The following is a 17,613-nucleotide window of genomic DNA, read 5'->3' on the forward strand; positions in this document are numbered from 1 at the left end:
GTCGTCAGGCTCCGGTGGCTGCGAGAACGGCGGTGACGGCCAGGACGACGGAGCCGGCGAGCAGGGCGCCCAGATAGGTCTGCACATTGCCGGTCTGGGCGCGGCGGACGGCGGCGCCGAGGAGTCCGGGGGCGGTGGCGGCGCCGCGGACGTAGGCGTCGACGACCTCGCGGTCGAGGAAGCGGGCGAGCTGTGCCCCGGCGCGTACGGGCCGGACGAACAGCGCGGTGTACACGGCGTCGAGGTGGAAGCCGGCGGCCGCGTGCCGGTGCAGGGGGCCGAGCAGGAGCCGGCCGGGGTCGGCGGGGTCCTGGGCGGCGGCGGGGCTGCCGTAGGCGAGTTCGTGGGTGGCGATCGTCTCCTCCTCGGAGACGTAGGGGGCCGCGGCCGGGTCGGCGGCGACGGCGCCCATGGGGGTACGGGCGGCGGCCGTGCGGGTGCGGCCCCAGGCCAGCAGGACGGCGAGCAGGCCGGCGAGGGCGCAGGCCGTGCCGAGGAGGGAGGTGGTGAGGGTCGGGGTCAGGGCGTGGCCGCCGAGCCAGTCGGGGAGTTTCCAGGCGGCGAGCCCGAGGCCGAGGGCGGGCAGGAAGAGGATCCACAGGGCGGCGTTCATGGCGAGGGGTTCGCGGCCGTGGCCGGTGGCCTCGGGTCCCCTGCCGTGGAAGGCGAGCAGCCAAAGCCGGCCCGCGTAGGCGGCGGTGAGCAGGGCGGTGGCCAGCCCGGCGACGAGGACGATCCAGCCCGCCGCGCCGGGCACCCCGCCGGTCTCTCCGTGGGCGGCGCGCTCGGCGGCGCCGAGGACGGCTTCCTTGGAGAAGAAGCCGCTGAAGGGCGGGATCGCGGCGAGCGCGAGGAGGGCGGCGGTCATCGTCCAGTAGGCGTCGGGGACGCGTCGGGCGAGGCCGTCCATGCGGGCCATGGCGGCCAGCGAGTTGGTGCCGGCGGCGTGGATGATCACGCCCGCGCCGAGGAAGAGGAGGGCCTTGAACGCGCCGTGGGTGATGAGGTGGAAGACGGCGGCGCCCCGGTCGCCGACGGCGAGGGCGCCGGTCATGTAGCCGAGCTGGCCGATGGTGGAGTAGGCGAGGACGCGTTTGATGTCGTCCTGGGCGAGCGCGGCGAGCGCCGAGCCGGCCATGGTGAGCGCGGCCATGACGGCGAGGACGAGGAGGGCGGCGGTGGACGCGGCGAAGACCGGCAGCAGCCGGGCGACGACGTAGACGCCGGCGGCGACCATGGTCGCGGCGTGGATGAGCGCGGAGACCGGGGTGGGGCCGGCCATCGCGTCGGGCAGCCAGGTGTGCAGCGGGAACTGCGCGGACTTGCCCGCGACCCCGGCGAGGAGCAGCAGCGCGATCAGCGTCGGGTGCGCGAGGGTGCCGCCCGCGGCGGCGGTGAGGATGCCGTTGATGCGGAAGGTGCCCGCGTCGGCGGCCAGCGCGAGGATGCCGATGAGGAAGGGGACGTCGCCGAGCTTGGTGACGAGGAAGGCCTTGAGGGAGGCGGAGCGCGCGGCCTCGGTCTCCCAGTAGTGGCCGACGAGGAAGTACGAGCAGATGCCCATGACCTCCCAGCCGACGAGCAGCACCATCAGGTCGCCGCTGTAGACGACGAGCAGCATCGCGGCGGTGAACAGGGAGACGAGCGCCGCGTAGGAGGGGTAGCGGGGGTCGTCGCGCAGGTAGGCCGTCGAGTACAGCTGTACGCAGGTCGCGACGACGCCGACGAGGACCGCGACGAGGACGGCGGTGCCGTCGAGGTGCAGGGCCAGGTCGATCGGCAGGGAGCCGGTGGGGGTGAGCCGGGTGGCCGCGTCCAGCGGCTGTCCGCCGCCCTGTCGCCAGGCGACGAGGACGGCGAGCACGGCCGAGGCGAGGGTGGGCAGGACGGCCAGCGGCCGGACGAGGCCGGGGGCGCGGCGGCCGAGGAGCAGGCCCGCGGCGGCGCCGAGGAACGGCAGCAGCGGGACGAGGGCGGCGGTGGTCGTGGTCGTCACGCGGCGGCCTCCGCCGTCTTCTCCGGTGTGCGGCCGTCCGTGCTGTCGGCCGGTTCGGGGGCGTCCTCGCGGAGGTCGCGCAGCCGGTCGATGTCGGCGGTGCCGCGGTTGCGGTACACGAGCAGCACGATCGCCAGGCCGATGCCGATCTCGGCGGCGGCGACGGCGATGGTGAAGAGGGTGAGCGCCTGTCCGGCGTGGAGCGTGTCGCGCAGCCACACGTCGAAGGCGACGAGGTTGAGGTTGACGGAGTTGAGCATGAGCTCGACCGCCATCAGCACGAGGATCGCGTTGCGCCGGGCCAGTACCCCGTACAGGCCGGTGCAGAACAGCAGGGCGGAGAGGACCGCCGGGTAGACGAGGTGCATCAGCCCTGTCCGTCCTTTCCGGCGCCGCGCTTGCGGGAGAGCACGATCGCGCCGACGAGCGCGGCGAGCAGCAGGACCGACAGCGCCTCGAAGGGCAGCACCCAGTGCCGGAAGAGGATCTCGCCGGAGACCTTGGTGGTGCCCTGCGGGGCGTCGCCCAGGTCGATCCAGGTGGTGCGGAACGCGTCGACGACGACCCAGACGAGCGCTGCCGCCGCCGCGAGGGCGACGGCGAGGGCGACCGGGCGGTTGCCGGAGTCCGCGTCCGGGGAGCGGCCGATGGGCGCCCTGGTGAGCATCAGCCCGAACAGCAGCAGGACGACGACGGAGCCCACGTAGATCAGGACCTGGACCCAGGCGATGAACTCGGCCGTCAGCAGCAGGTACTCCACGGCGAGTCCGCCGAGCGCGACGACCAGCCACAGGGCGGCGTGCACGAGCTGCCGGGTGGTGACGGTCATCGCGGCCGCGCCGAGGGTGACCAGGCCGACCAGGAGGAAGACGATCTCGACCCCGGACGGGGAGAGGAATCCGGGGGTGTCCGCGGCGAGCGCGGCGGGGTGCGCGAGGGCGGCGGTGCCGGTCATGTGTCTCCCTCCTTCTTCTCCTGCTCCTGCTGTTCCTGTTGCGCCTGCGCGGCCAGTTTCTCGGCCGTCTTGCGGGCGGCCGCGACCTCCTTGGGCTCCTCGGCCGCGGGGTCGAGCGCGGGCGGCTCCGGTACGGTCCACATCCACTCGCGGAGCTTGTCCCGCTCGTGGGTCAGGTCGCGGATGTCGGTCTCGGCGTACTCGAACTCCGGCGACCAGAACAGCGCGTCGAAGGGACACACCTCGATGCAGATCCCGCAGTACATGCACAGCGCGAAGTCGATCGCGAAGCGGTCGAGGACATTGCGGCTGCGCTCGCGGCCGCCCGGGACGGCCGGGGGCACCGTCTCCTTGTGGGAGTCGATGTAGATGCACCAGTCCGGGCACTCGCGGGCGCACAGCATGCACACCGTGCAGTTCTCCTCGAACAGCCCGATGACGCCGCGGGTGCGGGGGGCGAGTTCGGGCTGTGCGTCGGGGTACTGGGCGGTGACCGAGCGCCGGGTCATCGTCCTGAGCGTGACGGCCAGGCCCTTGGCGAGGCCGCTTCCGGGAAAGCCCATCAGGAGATCGCCACCTTCACGACGCCGGTCAGCGCGATCTGCGCGAGGGCCAGCGGGATGAGCACCGTCCAGGCCAGCTTCTGCAGCTGGTCCTCGCGCAGCCGCGGGTAGGTGACCCGCAGCCAGATCACGACGAACGCCAGGACCGCCGTCTTCGCCAGCGTCCACACCCAGCCCAGGCCGTCCGCGCCGGCCGGGCCGTGCCAGCCGCCGAGGAAGAGGACGGCCGTCAGCCCGCACAGCACGACGATGCCCGCGTACTCGGCGAGCAGGAACAGCGCGAACCGCAGCCCCGTGTACTCGGTGTACGCGCCGAAGATGATCTCCGAGTCGGCGACCGGCATGTCGAAGGGCGGCCGCTGCAGTTCCGCGAGGCCCGCCGTGAAGAACACCAGCCCGCCGACGAGCTGCCAGGGCACCCACCACCAGTGGAAGGCGTCCACGATGCCGGGCAGCGAGACCGTGCCCGCCGCCATGGCGACCGAGGCCGCCGCGAGCAGCATGGGCAGCTCGTACGCCATCAGCTGCGCGGCGGTGCGCAGACCGCCCAGCAGCGAGAACTTGTTGGCCGACGCCCAGCCCGCCATCAGCGAGCCGAGGACGCCCACGCCCATCACGGCGAGCACGAAGAAGACGCCCGCGTCCACGGCCTGCCCGACCGCGCCGCCGGGGCCGACCGGGATCACCAGCAGCACCAGCAGGTACGGCAGCAGGGCCACGGCCGGCGCGAGCCGGAAGATCCGCCGGTCCGCGCCGGCGGGCACGACGTCCTCCTTCTGCGCGAACTTCACGCCGTCCGCGACGAGCTGCGCCCACCCGTGGAAGCCGCCCGCGTACATCGGCCCGAGCCGGCCCTGCATGTGGGCCATCACCTTGTGCTCGGTCTGCCCGACGACGAGCGGCAGCACCAGGAAGGCGACGAACACGGCCACAAGGCGCAGCACCACATCGAGTGTGTCGCTCACGCGGTGTCGCCTCCTGCGGGGTCGGGATGTTCGGGGTGTTCGGGGTCGGGGGTTTCCGGCTTGCCGCCGTGCGGGCGGTCGGCTTGCGGGGCGGGTCCGCCGGTTCCGGGCTGTCCGGGTTCCGGTTCGCCGGGCGCGGCCGGGCGCCGCTCCGGGCTCTCGTCGTCGAAGGCGGGGCGGGCGTGGTGCCATGGGGCGTCCGCCGAGCGCGGGGCGGGTCGCGGGCGCGGCTGCGGCTGCGCCGCCGGCTGCTCCTGCTGGCTCGCGGAACCCTGGCTCGCGCTGCGCGTCCGACGCGGACGCGCGGGGGGCGCGCCCTCCGCCGGTGCGGCACCCTCCGTCTGCTGGCTCGCCGAGCCTGCGGCGGCGGTGCGGGTGCGGCGGGGGCGTTCGCCTGTGGCCGTGCCCGCTGCGCGCGCGGTGCGGGCCGGGCGGGCCGGGGCCGGGGGCAGCTGGCCCTTGAGCGGGCCCCACTCGTTGGGGTCGGGGACGCCCGGGGGCAGCATCTGCCGCCGCTTCGGGCCGCCGTGCTCGGACTCCCCCGGTTCCTTCGCCCCCGGCCACGCCTTCACGACCCGGGCCGCGAGCACGAAGTCCTTCCGCAGCGGGTGTCCCTCGAAGCTCTCGGGGAGCAGCAGCGGCACGAGGTGCGGGTGCCCGGCGAAGCCGATGCCGAACATCTCGTGCGTCTCGCGCTCGTGCCAGGCGGCTCCGGCGTAGACGCCGACGGCGGTGGGCAGGACGGGCGCGTCGTGCGGCACGGTGGTACGGACGACCAGGCGCCGTACGGTCCGTACGTCCCCGGAGGGCAGCGCGGCGAGGTGCGCGCACACGCGGAAGCCGGTGCCGGGCTCGTCGACGGCGCTCAGCCAGTCGAAGAAGGTGCAGCCGAGGGTGTCGCGCGCGGTCCGCAGGGCGGCGGTCCAGCGCTCGGCGGGCACGTCGACGGTCAGCAGGTCGTAGGCGAGGGCGGCGCTCGCGCCGTCGCCGAAGAGTTCACCGGCGGACGCGGGCAGCCAGCCGACGGCCTCGCCGGCCGGGCCGGCGGCGTCGCCGCCCGGAGCGTCCGGGCGCCCGCCGCCGGAGGCCGCCGCGCCGGAGGCTTCCGGCGGCACGGGGGTACGGCCCGGCCCGGGCGCACCCGCCGGGCCCGGGGCCTCGGCGCCGGCGCCGTTCCCCTCGGGCCGCGTCGCGTCGCTCATCGGTCCGTCCCCTCGTTCCCCGCGTCCCCCGGGGAACGGTCCGCACCGGCGGCACCCGGCGGCTGCACCAGCCCGCTGCGCAGCTCCGCCGCCGAAGCGGAACCAGCGGTACCGGCACCCGCACCCCCGCCGGAGGCGTACCGCTCGCCCAGCGACTCCCGGGCGATCTTCTCCTGGAGTTTGAGGATGCCCTGGAGGAGCGCCTCGGGGCGGGGCGGGCAGCCGGGGACGTAGACGTCGACGGGGATGATCTGGTCGACGCCCTTGGTGACCGAGTACGAGTCCCAGTAGGGGCCGCCGCAGTTGGAGCACGCGCCGAAGGAGATGACGTACTTCGGCTCGGGCATCTGCTCGTAGAGCCGCTTGACCGCCGGGGCCATCTTGTCCGTCACCGTGCCGGAGACGATCATGAGGTCGGCCTGGCGGGGGCCGGGCGCGAAGGGGATCACCCCGAGGCGGATGAAGTCGTGCCGGGCCATCGACGCGGCGATGAACTCGATCGCGCAGCACGCGAGTCCGAAGTTGAAGACCCACAGGCTGTAGCGGCGGCCCCAGTTGAGGACGACCTTCATCGGCTCGGGGGCCAGCCGGGCCAGCGCGCCCAGTCGGCCGGGCTGCGGCAGGTCGGCGCGTGTCACGTCCATTCCAGGACGCCCTTCTTCCATGCGTACAACAGGCCCACGGCGAGGAAGCCGAGGAAGACGAACATCTCCACGAGGGTGGCGCCGCCGAAGCCGGGCGCCGCGAAGACCGTCGCCCAGGGGAACAGGAAGATCGAGTCCACCGCGAAGATCACGTACAGGAAGGCGTAGACGTAGTAGCGGACCTGGGTGTGGGCCCAGCCCTCGCCGACGGGGTCGACGCCGCACTCGTACGTCAGCAGCTTCTCCGGCGTCGGCACGATCGGCCGCAGCAGCCGGCCGGCGGTGAAGGCGACGGCGACGAAGAGCACGCCGACCACGGCGAGCAGTCCCACGACCGAGTAGCTGTGGAAGTACCCCTGGACGTGCTCGGCCGCGAGCGGGCCACTGACGCCACTGGTGCGCACGTCTGCCTCCGGCACGTAACGCCCCTCGCTCCCTGTCCCGCGTGTTCGACGATCTGTACGCACGGGAGTCTAGGCCCAAAGACGCCCGGGACGAGCAGCGCTGTCCGGCCGGAGGTGGGGTTGTCCCCACCCCGTGGCCCCGGGGACCCCCATGGCGCGGGCCTCGTCCGTCCCGGCAGGCTGGAGGTATGAACGCCAGCGGTCCCGCGAGAAGTACGTCCCGAATTGCCCCCGAAGGCGGCCCGGCCGCCGAGGACGGCGGCCCCGACGAGGGACGGGACGGGGACGGGCGGCTGCCCCGGGTCTCCCCCTCCTTCCCCGGGACGACGTGGCGGGAAGTCGCGCATCTGCTGCTGGACCTGCCGCTGGCGCTGCTCGGTTTCGTCTACGTGTCGCTGTGGCTGTTCGCCGGCGTGCTGCTCACGGTCACCGTGGTGGGGCTGCCGCTGCTCGCGGCCGGGCTGATGGGCTCGCGGGCACTGGGCCGCGCGGAACGGGCACGGGCGCGGCGGATGCTGGGCCTGCGGATCGACGAACCGAGCCCGCTGTCGCGGGTGCGCGAGCGCGGCTTCTTCCCCTGGCTGTGGACGACGGTGAAGGACCCGGTGGGGTGGCGCAGCACCCTGTACGCGTTCGTCCGGCTGCCCTGGGGACTGCTCGCGTTCACGCTCGTCCTCATCACGCTGATCGTGCTGTGGCCGCTGCTCGGCTGGGTGGCGCGCGGGCTGACGCACGTGGACCGGGCGATGGTGCGCGGGCTGCTGTGCCCGTCCGGCGAACTGGAGCGGCGGATCGCCGAGCTGGAGGCCGGCCGGGGCGTGGTCGTGGACACGGCCGCCGCCGATCTGCGCCGCATCGAACGCGATCTGCACGACGGCGCGCAGGCCCGGCTCGTCGCGCTCGCGATGGGGCTGGGCCTGGCGAAGGAGAAGCTGCTGGAGGACCCGGAGACGGCCGCGCAGATGGTCGACGAGGCGCACGGCGAGGTGAAACTCGCCCTGCGCGAACTGCGCGACCTCGCCCGCGGCATCCACCCCGCGATCCTCACCGACCGGGGCCTCGGCCCCGCCCTGTCGTCCGTGGCGGGCCGCTGCACGGTGCCGGTGAGCGTGGCGGTGGACCTGCCGGCCCGGCCCGCCCCGGCGATCGAGGGCATCGCCTACTTCACCGTCTCGGAACTGCTGCAGAACGTCAGCAAGCACAGTGCGGCCGCCTCGGCGCGCGTCGAGCTGTGGCGCGACGGCCGGCGGCTGCTGGTGCGGGTGCGCGACGACGGCAAGGGCGGCGCGTCCACGGCGGGCGGCAGCGGACTGGCCGGGCTCGCGGAGCGGCTGCGCTCGGTGGACGGACGGTTCACGGTGGACTCCCCCGTCGGCGGCCCCACCGTGGTGACGGCCGAACTGCCGTGGCGCGACCGGGGGCCGGAGGAGTAACGGGCCGGCCGGACGGGGCGGTTGGGTACGACCGTGGGGCGCACCCCGGCGACGGCGCGAGCGCCGCACTCGCCCACGACCGCTGCGACGTACGGTCCCGCGCGCCAGTACCCGTGCGGCGCGGCCCCGGCCCGGCACCGTACGCCACGCCACGCGCCCCACGGCGGCATACGGTCCGGGCCCCGGCGGCCGTACGCCGCGACCGCGCCCGTCCCGGCGTCGCACAACCCGCGCCCGTACGACCACGACGCGCCCCGCCCCCACAGGCCCGCGCCCCCCTGGAGGTAGGGGCAACCCCACCCCCAGGACGCCGACCCGCTCCATGGTCCGTCGGCTCCCGCTCCGGAAGGCTTTCACGTGTCATCCCCCGCGTCCGTGCGTCCACGGCGCGGTGCCCCCACGCGAGCCCTGGAGAGCGCAGACTCATGGCCATCTACCCCGGACGGGCGGCGGCGCCCCGGAGTCACCGGGTGCCCGCTCTGCTGCGGGCGCCCCTGGAGGGGCGCACCTGGCGGGAGTTCCTCCATCTTCTGCTCGGTCTGCCGATCGCGGTCCTGTGTTTCGCCTACACCGTGGTCATGACCGCGCTCGGCGTCGGTCTGCTGGTCACCTTCCTCGGGGTGCCGGTGCTGGCCGCCGCGCTCGCCGGGGCCCGTGCGCTGGGGGCGCTGGAGCGGGTACGGGCCCGGGCCCTGCTGGGCCTGGAGGTCGCCGGGCCCGCGCCCGTACGGCCCGGCCGGGACCGGCGGGGGCCGCTCGCCTGGCTGGGCGCGCTGCTCAAGGACGGCGCGTCCTGGCGGCACCTGCTCTACATGGTGGTGCGTCTGCCGTGGGCGGTGGCCGCGTTCGGGGTGTCGCTGACGCTGATGGCGCTCGGCTGGCTGCTGTTGCTGTATCCCGCCTACCAGTGGATGTTCCCGGCGTACTGGGGGCAGCCGGGCATACAGCTCTACGGCGACCGCGACGGCTACACCGCCTACTACTTCGACACTCCGCTGCGCATCGCCGCCTGCTGCGTGCTCGGGCTGCTCGTGGTGCTCGCGACGCCGTGGGTGATCCGGGGCCTGGCCCAGGTCGACCGGGTCCTGGTGCTGGGGCTGCTGGGGCCTTCCCTGCTGGAGTACCGGGTGCGCGAGCTGGAGACGACGCGGGGGACGGCCTTCGACACGGCCTCCGCCGACCTGCGCCGCATCGAACGCGATCTGCGCGACGGCGCCCAGGCCAGGCTGACCGCCATCGAGTCCGAACTCGGCCTGGCGAAGGAGACGTTGGCCCACGACCCGCGGACCGCCGCGCGGATGGTGGACGAGGCGCACGGCGAGGTGAAGCTCGCCCTGCGGGAACTGCGCGACCTGGCCCGCGGCATCCACCCCGCGATCCTCACCGACCGGGGTCTGGGCCCGGCCCTGTCGGCGCTGGCCGCGCGCTGCGCGGTGCCCGTGCGCGTCGAGGTCGGGCTCCCGGCCCGCCCGGCGCCGGCCATCGAGGGCCTGGCCTACTTCACCGTCGCCGAACTGCTGCGCAACGTCGGACGGCACAGTGGCGCCCGTAGCGCCCGCGTCGACGTCTGGCGCGCGGACGACCGGCTGCTGCTGATGGTCACCGACGACGGGCGCGGCGGGGCGACGGCCGTACCGGCGGCCGGCCCGGCGGGCCACGGTCTGGCGGACCTCGCCGGGCGGCTGCGCTCCGTCGACGGGATGCTGCTCGTCGACTCCCCCGCCGGCGGCCCGACGAGCGTGACGGCCGAACTGCCCTGGCGGCAGTGACGCCGAGGGGGCACCGCTGCCCTTCGGCGGTCCCCCGACGCGGCCCGGCGCTCCCCCGGTTCCTGAGATGCTGGACGCGACGATGTTCGCAGCGCGCGCCCGGCCACCGGGCGGCGCGGGGACCGGGGGAGCCGGAGAAGTGCCGCAGATGCCGCAGGAGAGCCTGGAGAACGCCGCCAGGGTCCGCGTCGTGATCGCCGAGGACTCGGTCCTGCTGCGGGAGGGCCTGACCCGGCTGCTGACCGACCGGGGCCACGAGGTCGTCGCGGGCGTCGGCGACGCCGAGGCCCTGGTCAAGACCGTGGGCGAGCTGGCCGGCGAGGGCGCGCTGCCCGACGTGGTCGTCGCGGACGTGCGGATGCCCCCGACCCACACCGACGAGGGCGTCCGGGCGGCGGTGCGGCTGCGCCGCGACCACCCGGAGCTGGGCGTGCTGGTGCTCTCGCAGTACGTGGAGGAGCAGTACGCGACCGAGCTGCTGGCCGGAAACACCCGGGGCGTGGGCTATCTGCTCAAGGACCGTGTCGCGGACGTCCGGGAGTTCACGGACGCCGTGCTGCGCGTGGCCCGGGGCGGCACCGCTCTGGACCCCGAGGTCGTCGCCCAGCTGCTGGGCCGCAGCCGCAAGCAGGACGTGCTCGCCGGGCTCACTCCGCGTGAGCGCGAGGTCCTGGGACTGATGGCCGAGGGGCGCACCAATTCGGCCATCGCCCGGCAGCTCGTGGTGAGCGACGGAGCCGTCGAGAAGCACGTCAGCAACATCTTCCAGAAGCTTGGTCTTTCCCCTAGTGACGGGGATCACCGGCGGGTTCTGGCGGTCCTGACGTATCTGCGGTCCTGACGGCTCCGGGGGTGGCGGGGGGAGGCACGGGTTCCGCCGGAGGGGCGCTCAGCGCTCCTGGTGGGGCAGCCGACCGGAAGCGGACCCGCCGCCTCCGGTCACCGGCCCTTGCACCGGTCCTAGAACCAAAGGACCAGTTCACAGCGTCTTGGCCAGTGGCCTTGGGGGTCGGCCGTCTTGACAGACAAATCACCCCATACTCGGACAAAACAGTGAGGTGGCGGCGGACCGGCCCGTCGATCCGCCCGGGGAAGGCGACCCTTACCCACGTACGATGGCCCGTGGGAACGCCGGTCGGCACCACCGAGTGCGGGCCGCCGCCATGAGGGAGGTCCGAAGCAGTGACCAGCCAGGTCAGCAGCCCGGCCGAGCAGGCCGATTCAGCCGAACAGCCAGGCTTCTCCCCGCCGCCGGCGGGCGACGAGCCGTCGCGCCTCGCCGGACAGCGCGGCCCTTCCTCCGGGGACACGGCCCCCGGCAAGGAGGTGCGCAGGCTCGACCGCGTGATCATCCGCTTCGCGGGCGACTCCGGCGACGGGATGCAGCTGACGGGTGACCGTTTCACGTCGGAGACGGCGACCTTCGGCAACGACCTCTCGACACTGCCGAACTTCCCGGCCGAGATCCGGGCCCCCGCCGGCACCCTGCCGGGTGTCTCGTCGTTCCAGCTGCACTTCGCGGACCACGACATCCTCACCCCGGGCGACGCGCCGGACGTGCTGGTGGCGATGAACCCGGCCGCCCTGAAGGCGAACGTGGGGGATCTGCCGCCGGGCGCGGAGATCATCGTGAACACGGACGAGTTCGGCAAACGCCCGATGGCGAAGGTGGGTTACCCGGTCTCGCCGCTGGAGGACGGCTCGCTGGACGCCTACCGGGTGCACCCGGTGCCGCTGACCACGCTGACCGTGGAGGCGCTCAAGGACTTCGGGCTCTCCCGCAAGGAGGCCGAGCGCTCGAAGAACATGTTCGCCCTCGGGCTGCTGTCGTGGATGTACCACCGTCCCACGCAGGGCACGGAGGCGTTCCTGCGGAAGAAGTTCGCGAAGAAGCCGCAGGTCGCCGAGGCGAACGTGGCGGCGTTCCGGGCCGGCTGGAACTTCGGGGAGACCACCGAGGACTTCGCCGTCTCCTACGAGGTCGCCCCCGCCGCCTCCGCCTTCCCGCCCGGCACCTACCGCAACATCTCCGGGAACCTGGCCCTGGCCTACGGGCTCATCGCGGCCTCCCGGCAGGCGGACCTGCCGCTGTACCTGGGCTCGTACCCGATCACCCCGGCCTCCGACATCCTCCACGAGCTCAGCAGGCACAAGAACTTCGGGGTGCGCACCTTCCAGGCGGAGGACGAGATCGCCGGCATCGGCGCCGCCCTGGGGGCCGCGTTCGGCGGGGCCCTGGCCGTGACGACCACCTCCGGCCCCGGCGTGGCGCTGAAGTCGGAGACCATCGGCCTGGCCGTGTCCCTCGAACTGCCGCTGCTGATCGTGGACATCCAGCGCGGCGGCCCGTCGACGGGCCTGCCGACGAAGACGGAGCAGGCGGACCTGCTGCAGGCCATGTACGGGCGCAACGGCGAGGCACCGGTGCCGGTGGTGGCCCCGTCGACCCCGGCCGACTGCTTCACCGCCGCCCTCGACGCCGCCCGGATCGCGCTCACCTACCGCACCCCGGTGTTCCTGCTCTCCGACGGCTATCTGGCGAACGGCTCCGAGCCGTGGCGGATCCCCGAGGCCGACGAACTCCCCGATCTGCGGGTGCGGTTCGCCACCGCGCCCAACCACACCCTGGCCGACGGCACCGAGGTGTTCTGGCCGTACAAGCGGGACCCGCAGACCCTCGCCCGCCCGTGGGCGGTACCGGGCACGCCGGGTCTGGAGCACCGGATCGGCGGGATCGAGAAGCAGGACGGCACCGGGAACATCTCCTACGACCCGGCCAACCACGACCACATGGTCCGCACCCGCCAGGCCAAGACCGACAACATCGCGGTCCCCGACATCGCCGTCGACGACCCCACGGGGGATGCCAACACCCTGATCCTCGGCTGGGGTTCGACCTACGGGCCCGTCACCGCGGCCGTCCGCCGGGTGCGGGCGGAGGGAAGGACCGTCGCGCAGGCCCACCTGCGGCACCTCAACCCCTTCCCGGAGAACCTCGGCCAGGTCCTCGCCCGCTACGAGAAGGTCGTCGTCCCCGAGATGAACCTGGGCCAGCTCGCCACCCTCCTGCGCGCGAAGTACCTCGCCCCCGTGCGCTCGTACACCCAGGTCAGCGGCATGCCCTTCAAGGCCGAACAGCTCGCCACCGTGATCAAGGAGACCCTCGATGACTGAGGCACTGAAACTCGTGCCCAAGGCCGAGGCCAAGCAGACCATGAAGGACTTCAAGTCCGACCAGGAAGTCCGCTGGTGCCCCGGCTGCGGCGACTACGCCATCCTCGCCGCCGTCCAGGGATTCCTGCCCGAACTCGGCCTCGCCCGCGAGAACATCGTCTTCGTCTCCGGCATCGGCTGCTCCTCCCGCTTCCCGTACTACATGAACACCTACGGGATGCACTCCATCCACGGCCGCGCCCCCGCCATCGCCACCGGCCTGGCCACCTCCCGCACCGATCTGTCGGTGTGGGTCGTCACCGGCGACGGCGACGCCCTGTCCATCGGCGGCAACCACCTCATCCACGCCCTGCGCCGCAACGTCAACCTCAAGATCCTGCTGTTCAACAACCGGATCTACGGGCTGACCAAGGGCCAGTACTCCCCGACCTCCGAGGTCGGCAAGATCACCAAGTCCACTCCGATGGGCTCGCTCGACGCCCCGTTCAACCCGGTCTCCCTGGCCCTGGGCGCGGAGGCCTCCTTCGTGGCGCGGACGGTGGACTCCGACCGCAAGCACCTCACCGAGGTCCTGCGGCAGGCCGCCGCCCACCCGGGGACCGCGCTGGTGGAGATCTACCAGAACTGCAACATCTTCAACGACGGCGCCTTCGAGACCGTCAAGGACAAGGACCAGGCCGCCGAGGCCGTCATCCGCCTCGAACACGGGGCACCCGTCCGCTTCGGCGCCGACGGGCACAAGGGCGTGATCCGCGACCGGGCCACCGGCGATCTGAGGATCGTCGAGGTCACCGCGGACAACGAGGCGGACATCCTGGTCCACGACGCCCACGCGGCGTCCCCGACCACCGCGTTCGCGCTCTCCCGCCTCGCCGACCCCACGACCCTCCACCACACCCCCATCGGCGTCTTCCGCTCCACCCAGCGCCCCGTCTACGACACGCTCATGAACGAGCAGCTGGAGACCGCCGTCACCCAGCACGGCAAGGGCGACCTGAGCGCCCTGCTCTCCGGCAACGACACCTGGACCGTCGTCGGATAACAGCGGCTGGTCCGTTGACGGCGGCTGGTCCGTTCAGCGCGGTCCCACGCCCGGCCGGGCACCCGATCCGGGGCCCGGCCGGGGCGTCTGACGGGCCATCGGCGCGGGAACAGCTCTCATATGGACATGGCCGACACGGAAGCCACGCCTGTCCCCCTCCGCGACCGATTCACCTACCGTCTCAAGTGCCGGCTCCTCGGCCCGCCGCTCGTCACCGAGCAGCTCGCCCAGGAGAAGCTCTCCAACCCCATAGCGCTCGGTGTCCTCGCCTCCGACTGCATCTCCTCCACCGCCTACGGCAGCGAGGAGATGCTGCGCATCCTGGTGCCGGTCGTGGGCATCGCCGGGTTCACGCTGCTGCTGCCGGTGACCGGGGCGATCCTGCTCGTCCTGCTGCTGCTCACGCTCTCCTACCGGGACGTGGTCTCCGTCTACACGCGCGCCGGCGGCTCGTACGTCGTCGCGCGCGAGAACTTCGGCCCGCGCGTCGCCCAGATCGCCGCCGTCGCGCTGCTCATCGACTACATCGTCACGGTCGCCGTGCAGACCGCCGCCGGCACCGACGCGCTGATCTCGCTCGCGCACCTGCTCGGCCACGGCTACACCGGCATGGACCACCTGGGCCTGCCCATCACCGTGGGCGTGGTCCTGGTGCTGATGTACGGGAACCTGCGCGGCATCCGCGAGGCCGGACGCGCCTTCGCGGCACCCGCCTACCTGTTCATGGTGGCCATCGTCCTGATAGTGGCCATCGGCGTCGGACGGGCCCTGACCGGCGGGCTGCCGCACGCGAACGTGCACGCCCAGGGAGCGATCCCGCTCGGCACGCCCGGCTCCGGCTGGCTGTACGGGGCCTCGCTGTTCATGGTGCTGCGCTCGTTCGCCAACGGCGGCTCGTCACTGACCGGGCTGGAGGCCATCTCCAACGGCGTGTCCGCGTTCCGCAGGCCCCAGGGCGTCAACGCGCGCCGCACGCTGACCGCGATGAGCCTGATTCTCGGCGCGATGGTGCTCAGCGTCTCCGTCTTCGCCCACTTCACGCACGCCATCCCCTACAGCGACGGCAACCCCACCGTCATCGCCCAGGAGGCGCACCTGATCTTCGGCGACAGCTGGGCGGGCACGGTGGGCCTGGTGTACGTACAGCTCGCGACCGCCCTCATCCTCTACACCGGCGCCAACACCCCCTTCACGGGCTTCCCGTTCCTCGCCAGCTTCGTCGCCGAAGACCGCTTCCTGCCCCGGCAGTTGACGCGGCGCGGGCACCGGCTGGCGTTCTCCAGCGGCATCATCTGCCTGACCGCCCTCTCGCTCGCGCTGCTGCTCGTGATGGGCGGCAGCGTCGACAAGCTGGTCGCGCTCTACGCGATCGGTGTCTTCACCGGCTTCACCATGGCCGCCGCCGGGATGACGGCCCACTACTGGCGGCGCCCCGAGGAGCCGGGACGGACCTGGAAGGTGGGGGTGAACCTCGCGGCGGCCGTGGCCTCCGCCCTGGTCGTGCTGATCTTCGCGGTGACCAAGTTCACCGAGGGCGCGTGGCTGGTCGTCGTGGTCTTCCCGCTGGGCGTGTGGGCGCTGATCGGCATCAACCGGGAGTACCGCGAGGAGGCCGAAGTCCTGGAGGACGTACCGGCGTTCACCACCGGCCGCCCGCACTGGTCGCGGCACGTGGTGTACGTCCTGGTCGACGTGCTCGACCTCGCCACCGTCAAGGCCCTGCGGTACGCGCACGAGCTGCGGCCCGACCGGGTGCGGGCCCTGCACTTCGTCATCGACGAGACCCGGGCCCGGCGGCTGGTCCAACGCTGGGAGGAAACCCCCGGCACGGACGTGCCGCTGGAGCTGGTCGACTGCCCCGACCGGCGGCTGCGGCACGCGGTGCGCTCCCTCGCGGCCCGTACGACGCAGGACGGGACCACCGCGCTGACCCTGCTCATCCCCCGTCGCACGTACGGGCCGCCGCTCGGCCCGCTGCTGCACCGCGACACGGGCGACCAGTTGGCCAAGGCGCTGGAACAGCTGCCGAACGTGGCGGTGACGGTGCTGCCCTTCGACGTGACGGCGGCGGTGCGCAGACTGCGGGCGCGGCGGGGGGCGAGGGCACGGTAGCGCGGGCCGCGCGCGACGGCTGCGCGCGGACGGCGCACGATGGCATCGCCCGGCCCCTGCGGTGCCTCCGCGCCGGGGCGCGCTCCAGGGCGCCGGTGCCCTGGAGCAGCGCCGTGCTGTCGGCGTCATGACCATTCCCCGGGACGCGCATGACAGCGCGTCCCGCTCCGCGTTACCGTCGCAAGGTTCACCGTCGTACGACCGGAAGGGGCAGCAGTGGAGCCTGACAAGCCGCAGCACGAGACACGTGCCGGGTTTCTGTGCGGTACGGCCGCGTACGCGCTCTGGGGGCTCTTCCCGCTGTTCTGGCCGCTGCTGGAGCCCGCCGGACCGTTCGAGATCCTCGCGCACCGGATGGCCTGGTCGCTGGTGACGGTCGCGGTGGCGCTCGCCGCGGTCCGGCGCTGGGGCTGGATACGCCCGCTGCTGCGGCAGCCCAGACGACTCGCGCTGATCGCGGCCGGTGCCGTGACGATCTCCGCGAACTGGGGGATCTACATCTGGGGCGTGAACTCCGGGCACGTCGTGGAGACCTCGCTCGGCTACTTCATCAACCCCCTCGTCGTCATCGCCCTCGGCGTCCTCGTCATGCGGGAGCGGCTGCGGCCCGCGCAGTGGGCGGCGGTGGGCATCGGCGCGGCGGCCGTCGTGGTGCTCGCGGTCGGCTACGGCAAGCTGCCGTGGATCGCGCTCGGCCTCGCCGCCTCCTTCGGCACCTACAGCCTGGTGAAGAAGAAGGTGGGGCTGGGCGGCCTGGAGTCGCTGGCCGCCGAGACGGCCGTGCAGTTCCTGCCCGCGCTGGGCTTCCTGATCTGGCTCCAGTCGAGCGGCGGGGGCTCCTTCACCACCGAGGGCGCGGGGCACGCGCTGCTGCTGGCGAGCTGCGGTCTGGTGACCGCCGTGCCGCTGGTCCTCTTCGGCGCGGCCGCGACGCGGCTGTCGCTGTCGGTGCTGGGCATGCTGCAGTACCTGGCGCCGGTCTTCCAGTTCGCGCTGGGGCTCATGGTCTTCCACGAGACGATGCCGCCCGAGCGCTGGGCGGGCTTCTCGCTGGTGTGGCTCGCGCTGGCGGTGCTCACGTGGGACGCGGCGCGTACGGCCCGTACCGCGCGGGCGGCACTCGGCGCGGCCCGGCGGACGGCCGCCGCCCAGCGGGGCACGGAACCGGCGGGCGCCCCGGCCGCCACGGGCGCCGTGGATGCCACGGGCGCTGTGGATGCCACGGGCGCTGTGGACGACGCCGCCGCCCGGCCCGCTCCCTGAGGGCCGCGCCCGCGCCCGATATCCGGTAACCGGACACCGATGTCCGAAAGCCGCCCTTGACGGTCCCACCCGGGGGCTTCCAGCATCATGC

At 73.3% G+C, this 17,613-nt stretch carries 15 protein-coding genes; 7 read left to right on the plus strand and 8 right to left on the minus strand.

Translation table 11 applies throughout. The features are described from left to right. Nucleotides 1-4: 4 nt before the first annotated feature. From ACFP1Z_RS17145 to ACFP1Z_RS17180, 8 genes are read right to left on the minus strand one after another with little or no spacing between them, the layout of a single operon-like run. On the minus strand, nucleotides 5-1,996 hold the full coding sequence (locus ACFP1Z_RS17145) for an NADH-quinone oxidoreductase subunit 5 family protein (protein ID WP_390317243.1): 1,992 nt from the start codon (nucleotides 1,994-1,996) through the stop codon (nucleotides 5-7). Beyond that, nucleotides 1,993-2,364, minus strand: coding sequence for an NADH-quinone oxidoreductase subunit NuoK (nuoK, locus tag ACFP1Z_RS17150; protein WP_390317244.1), 372 nt, complete (start codon nucleotides 2,362-2,364; stop codon nucleotides 1,993-1,995). The genes ACFP1Z_RS17145 and nuoK overlap by 4 nt, the downstream gene beginning before the upstream one ends. Further along, nucleotides 2,364-2,951, minus strand: a complete 588-nt coding sequence (locus ACFP1Z_RS17155; RefSeq protein WP_390317245.1) for an NADH-quinone oxidoreductase subunit J family protein — start codon at nucleotides 2,949-2,951, stop codon at nucleotides 2,364-2,366. The genes nuoK and ACFP1Z_RS17155 overlap by 1 nt, the downstream gene beginning before the upstream one ends. Further along, entirely contained in the window at nucleotides 2,948-3,514 is a 567-nt protein-coding gene (locus ACFP1Z_RS17160; protein WP_390317247.1) for a NuoI/complex I 23 kDa subunit family protein, read from the minus strand. The genes ACFP1Z_RS17155 and ACFP1Z_RS17160 overlap by 4 nt, the downstream gene beginning before the upstream one ends. Continuing rightward, nucleotides 3,514-4,479, minus strand: coding sequence for a complex I subunit 1/NuoH family protein (locus ACFP1Z_RS17165; protein ID WP_390317248.1), 966 nt, complete (start codon nucleotides 4,477-4,479; stop codon nucleotides 3,514-3,516). Before ACFP1Z_RS17165 ends, ACFP1Z_RS17160 begins: the two co-directional genes overlap by 1 nt. Beyond that, nucleotides 4,476-5,681, minus strand: coding sequence for an NADH-quinone oxidoreductase subunit C (locus ACFP1Z_RS17170; RefSeq protein WP_390317249.1), 1,206 nt, complete (start codon nucleotides 5,679-5,681; stop codon nucleotides 4,476-4,478). The genes ACFP1Z_RS17165 and ACFP1Z_RS17170 overlap by 4 nt, the downstream gene beginning before the upstream one ends. Beyond that, nucleotides 5,678-6,325, minus strand: coding sequence for an NADH-quinone oxidoreductase subunit B (locus ACFP1Z_RS17175; protein ID WP_390317250.1), 648 nt, complete (start codon nucleotides 6,323-6,325; stop codon nucleotides 5,678-5,680). The genes ACFP1Z_RS17170 and ACFP1Z_RS17175 overlap by 4 nt, the downstream gene beginning before the upstream one ends. Then, nucleotides 6,316-6,744, minus strand: a complete 429-nt coding sequence (locus ACFP1Z_RS17180; RefSeq protein ID WP_390317251.1) for an NADH-quinone oxidoreductase subunit A — start codon at nucleotides 6,742-6,744, stop codon at nucleotides 6,316-6,318. Before ACFP1Z_RS17180 ends, ACFP1Z_RS17175 begins: the two co-directional genes overlap by 10 nt. Nucleotides 6,745-6,917: 173 nt before the next feature. Here ACFP1Z_RS17180 and ACFP1Z_RS17185 point away from each other — a divergent pair, with 173 nt between their 5' ends. The 7 genes from ACFP1Z_RS17185 (at nucleotide 6,918) to rarD (ending at nucleotide 17,522) form a co-directional block, all read left to right on the plus strand. Continuing rightward, nucleotides 6,918-8,162: a sensor histidine kinase gene (locus ACFP1Z_RS17185; protein ID WP_390317252.1), complete on the plus strand. Its 1,245-nt coding sequence runs from the start codon at nucleotides 6,918-6,920 to the stop codon at nucleotides 8,160-8,162. 425 nt (nucleotides 8,163-8,587) lie between these two features. Beyond that, complete coding sequence (locus tag ACFP1Z_RS17190; protein ID WP_390317253.1) at nucleotides 8,588-9,931, plus strand: sensor histidine kinase; 1,344 nt, start codon at nucleotides 8,588-8,590, stop codon at nucleotides 9,929-9,931. Between the two features lie 148 nt (nucleotides 9,932-10,079). Next, on the plus strand, nucleotides 10,080-10,772 hold the full coding sequence (locus ACFP1Z_RS17195) for a LuxR C-terminal-related transcriptional regulator (protein WP_390317254.1): 693 nt from the start codon (nucleotides 10,080-10,082) through the stop codon (nucleotides 10,770-10,772). Nucleotides 10,773-11,113: 341 nt separating this feature from the next. Then, nucleotides 11,114-13,105, plus strand: a complete 1,992-nt coding sequence (locus tag ACFP1Z_RS17200) for a 2-oxoacid:acceptor oxidoreductase subunit alpha (protein WP_390317255.1) — start codon at nucleotides 11,114-11,116, stop codon at nucleotides 13,103-13,105. Continuing rightward, nucleotides 13,098-14,147, plus strand: a complete 1,050-nt coding sequence (locus ACFP1Z_RS17205) for a 2-oxoacid:ferredoxin oxidoreductase subunit beta (RefSeq protein ID WP_390317256.1) — start codon at nucleotides 13,098-13,100, stop codon at nucleotides 14,145-14,147. Before ACFP1Z_RS17200 ends, ACFP1Z_RS17205 begins: the two co-directional genes overlap by 8 nt. 126 nt (nucleotides 14,148-14,273) lie before the next feature. Continuing rightward, a complete protein-coding gene (locus ACFP1Z_RS17210; RefSeq protein WP_390317257.1) occupies nucleotides 14,274-16,259 on the plus strand; it encodes an APC family permease in 1,986 nt (661 codons plus the stop codon). 216 nt (nucleotides 16,260-16,475) lie between these two features. Further along, a complete protein-coding gene (gene rarD, locus ACFP1Z_RS17215) occupies nucleotides 16,476-17,522 on the plus strand; it encodes an EamA family transporter RarD (protein ID WP_390317258.1) in 1,047 nt (348 codons plus the stop codon). The last annotated feature ends 91 nt before the right edge of the window (nucleotides 17,523-17,613 follow it).

The sequence above is a fragment of the Streptomyces gamaensis genome (assembly GCF_042656465.1).
GTDB classification, from domain to species: Bacteria; Actinomycetota; Actinomycetes; order Streptomycetales; family Streptomycetaceae; genus Streptomyces; species Streptomyces gamaensis.

Excerpts from the sequence above, each read along its gene's own strand:
- ACFP1Z_RS17185 (WP_390317252.1), top strand. The coding sequence starts at position 6,918 with ATGAACGCCAGCGGTCCCGCGAGAAGTACGTCCCGAATTGCCCCCGAA.
- ACFP1Z_RS17205 (WP_390317256.1), top strand. The coding sequence starts at position 13,098 with ATGACTGAGGCACTGAAACTCGTGCCCAAGGCCGAGGCCAAGCAGACC.
- ACFP1Z_RS17195 (WP_390317254.1), top strand. The coding sequence starts at position 10,080 with ATGCCGCAGGAGAGCCTGGAGAACGCCGCCAGGGTCCGCGTCGTGATC.
- ACFP1Z_RS17210 (WP_390317257.1), top strand. The coding sequence starts at position 14,274 with ATGGCCGACACGGAAGCCACGCCTGTCCCCCTCCGCGACCGATTCACC.
- ACFP1Z_RS17160 (WP_390317247.1), bottom strand. The coding sequence starts at position 3,514 with ATGGGCTTTCCCGGAAGCGGCCTCGCCAAGGGCCTGGCCGTCACGCTC.
- ACFP1Z_RS17190 (WP_390317253.1), top strand. The coding sequence starts at position 8,588 with ATGGCCATCTACCCCGGACGGGCGGCGGCGCCCCGGAGTCACCGGGTG.
- nuoK (WP_390317244.1), bottom strand. The coding sequence starts at position 2,364 with ATGCACCTCGTCTACCCGGCGGTCCTCTCCGCCCTGCTGTTCTGCACC.
- ACFP1Z_RS17170 (WP_390317249.1), bottom strand. The coding sequence starts at position 5,681 with ATGAGCGACGCGACGCGGCCCGAGGGGAACGGCGCCGGCGCCGAGGCC.
- ACFP1Z_RS17175 (WP_390317250.1), bottom strand. The coding sequence starts at position 6,325 with ATGGACGTGACACGCGCCGACCTGCCGCAGCCCGGCCGACTGGGCGCG.
- ACFP1Z_RS17155 (WP_390317245.1), bottom strand. The coding sequence starts at position 2,951 with ATGACCGGCACCGCCGCCCTCGCGCACCCCGCCGCGCTCGCCGCGGAC.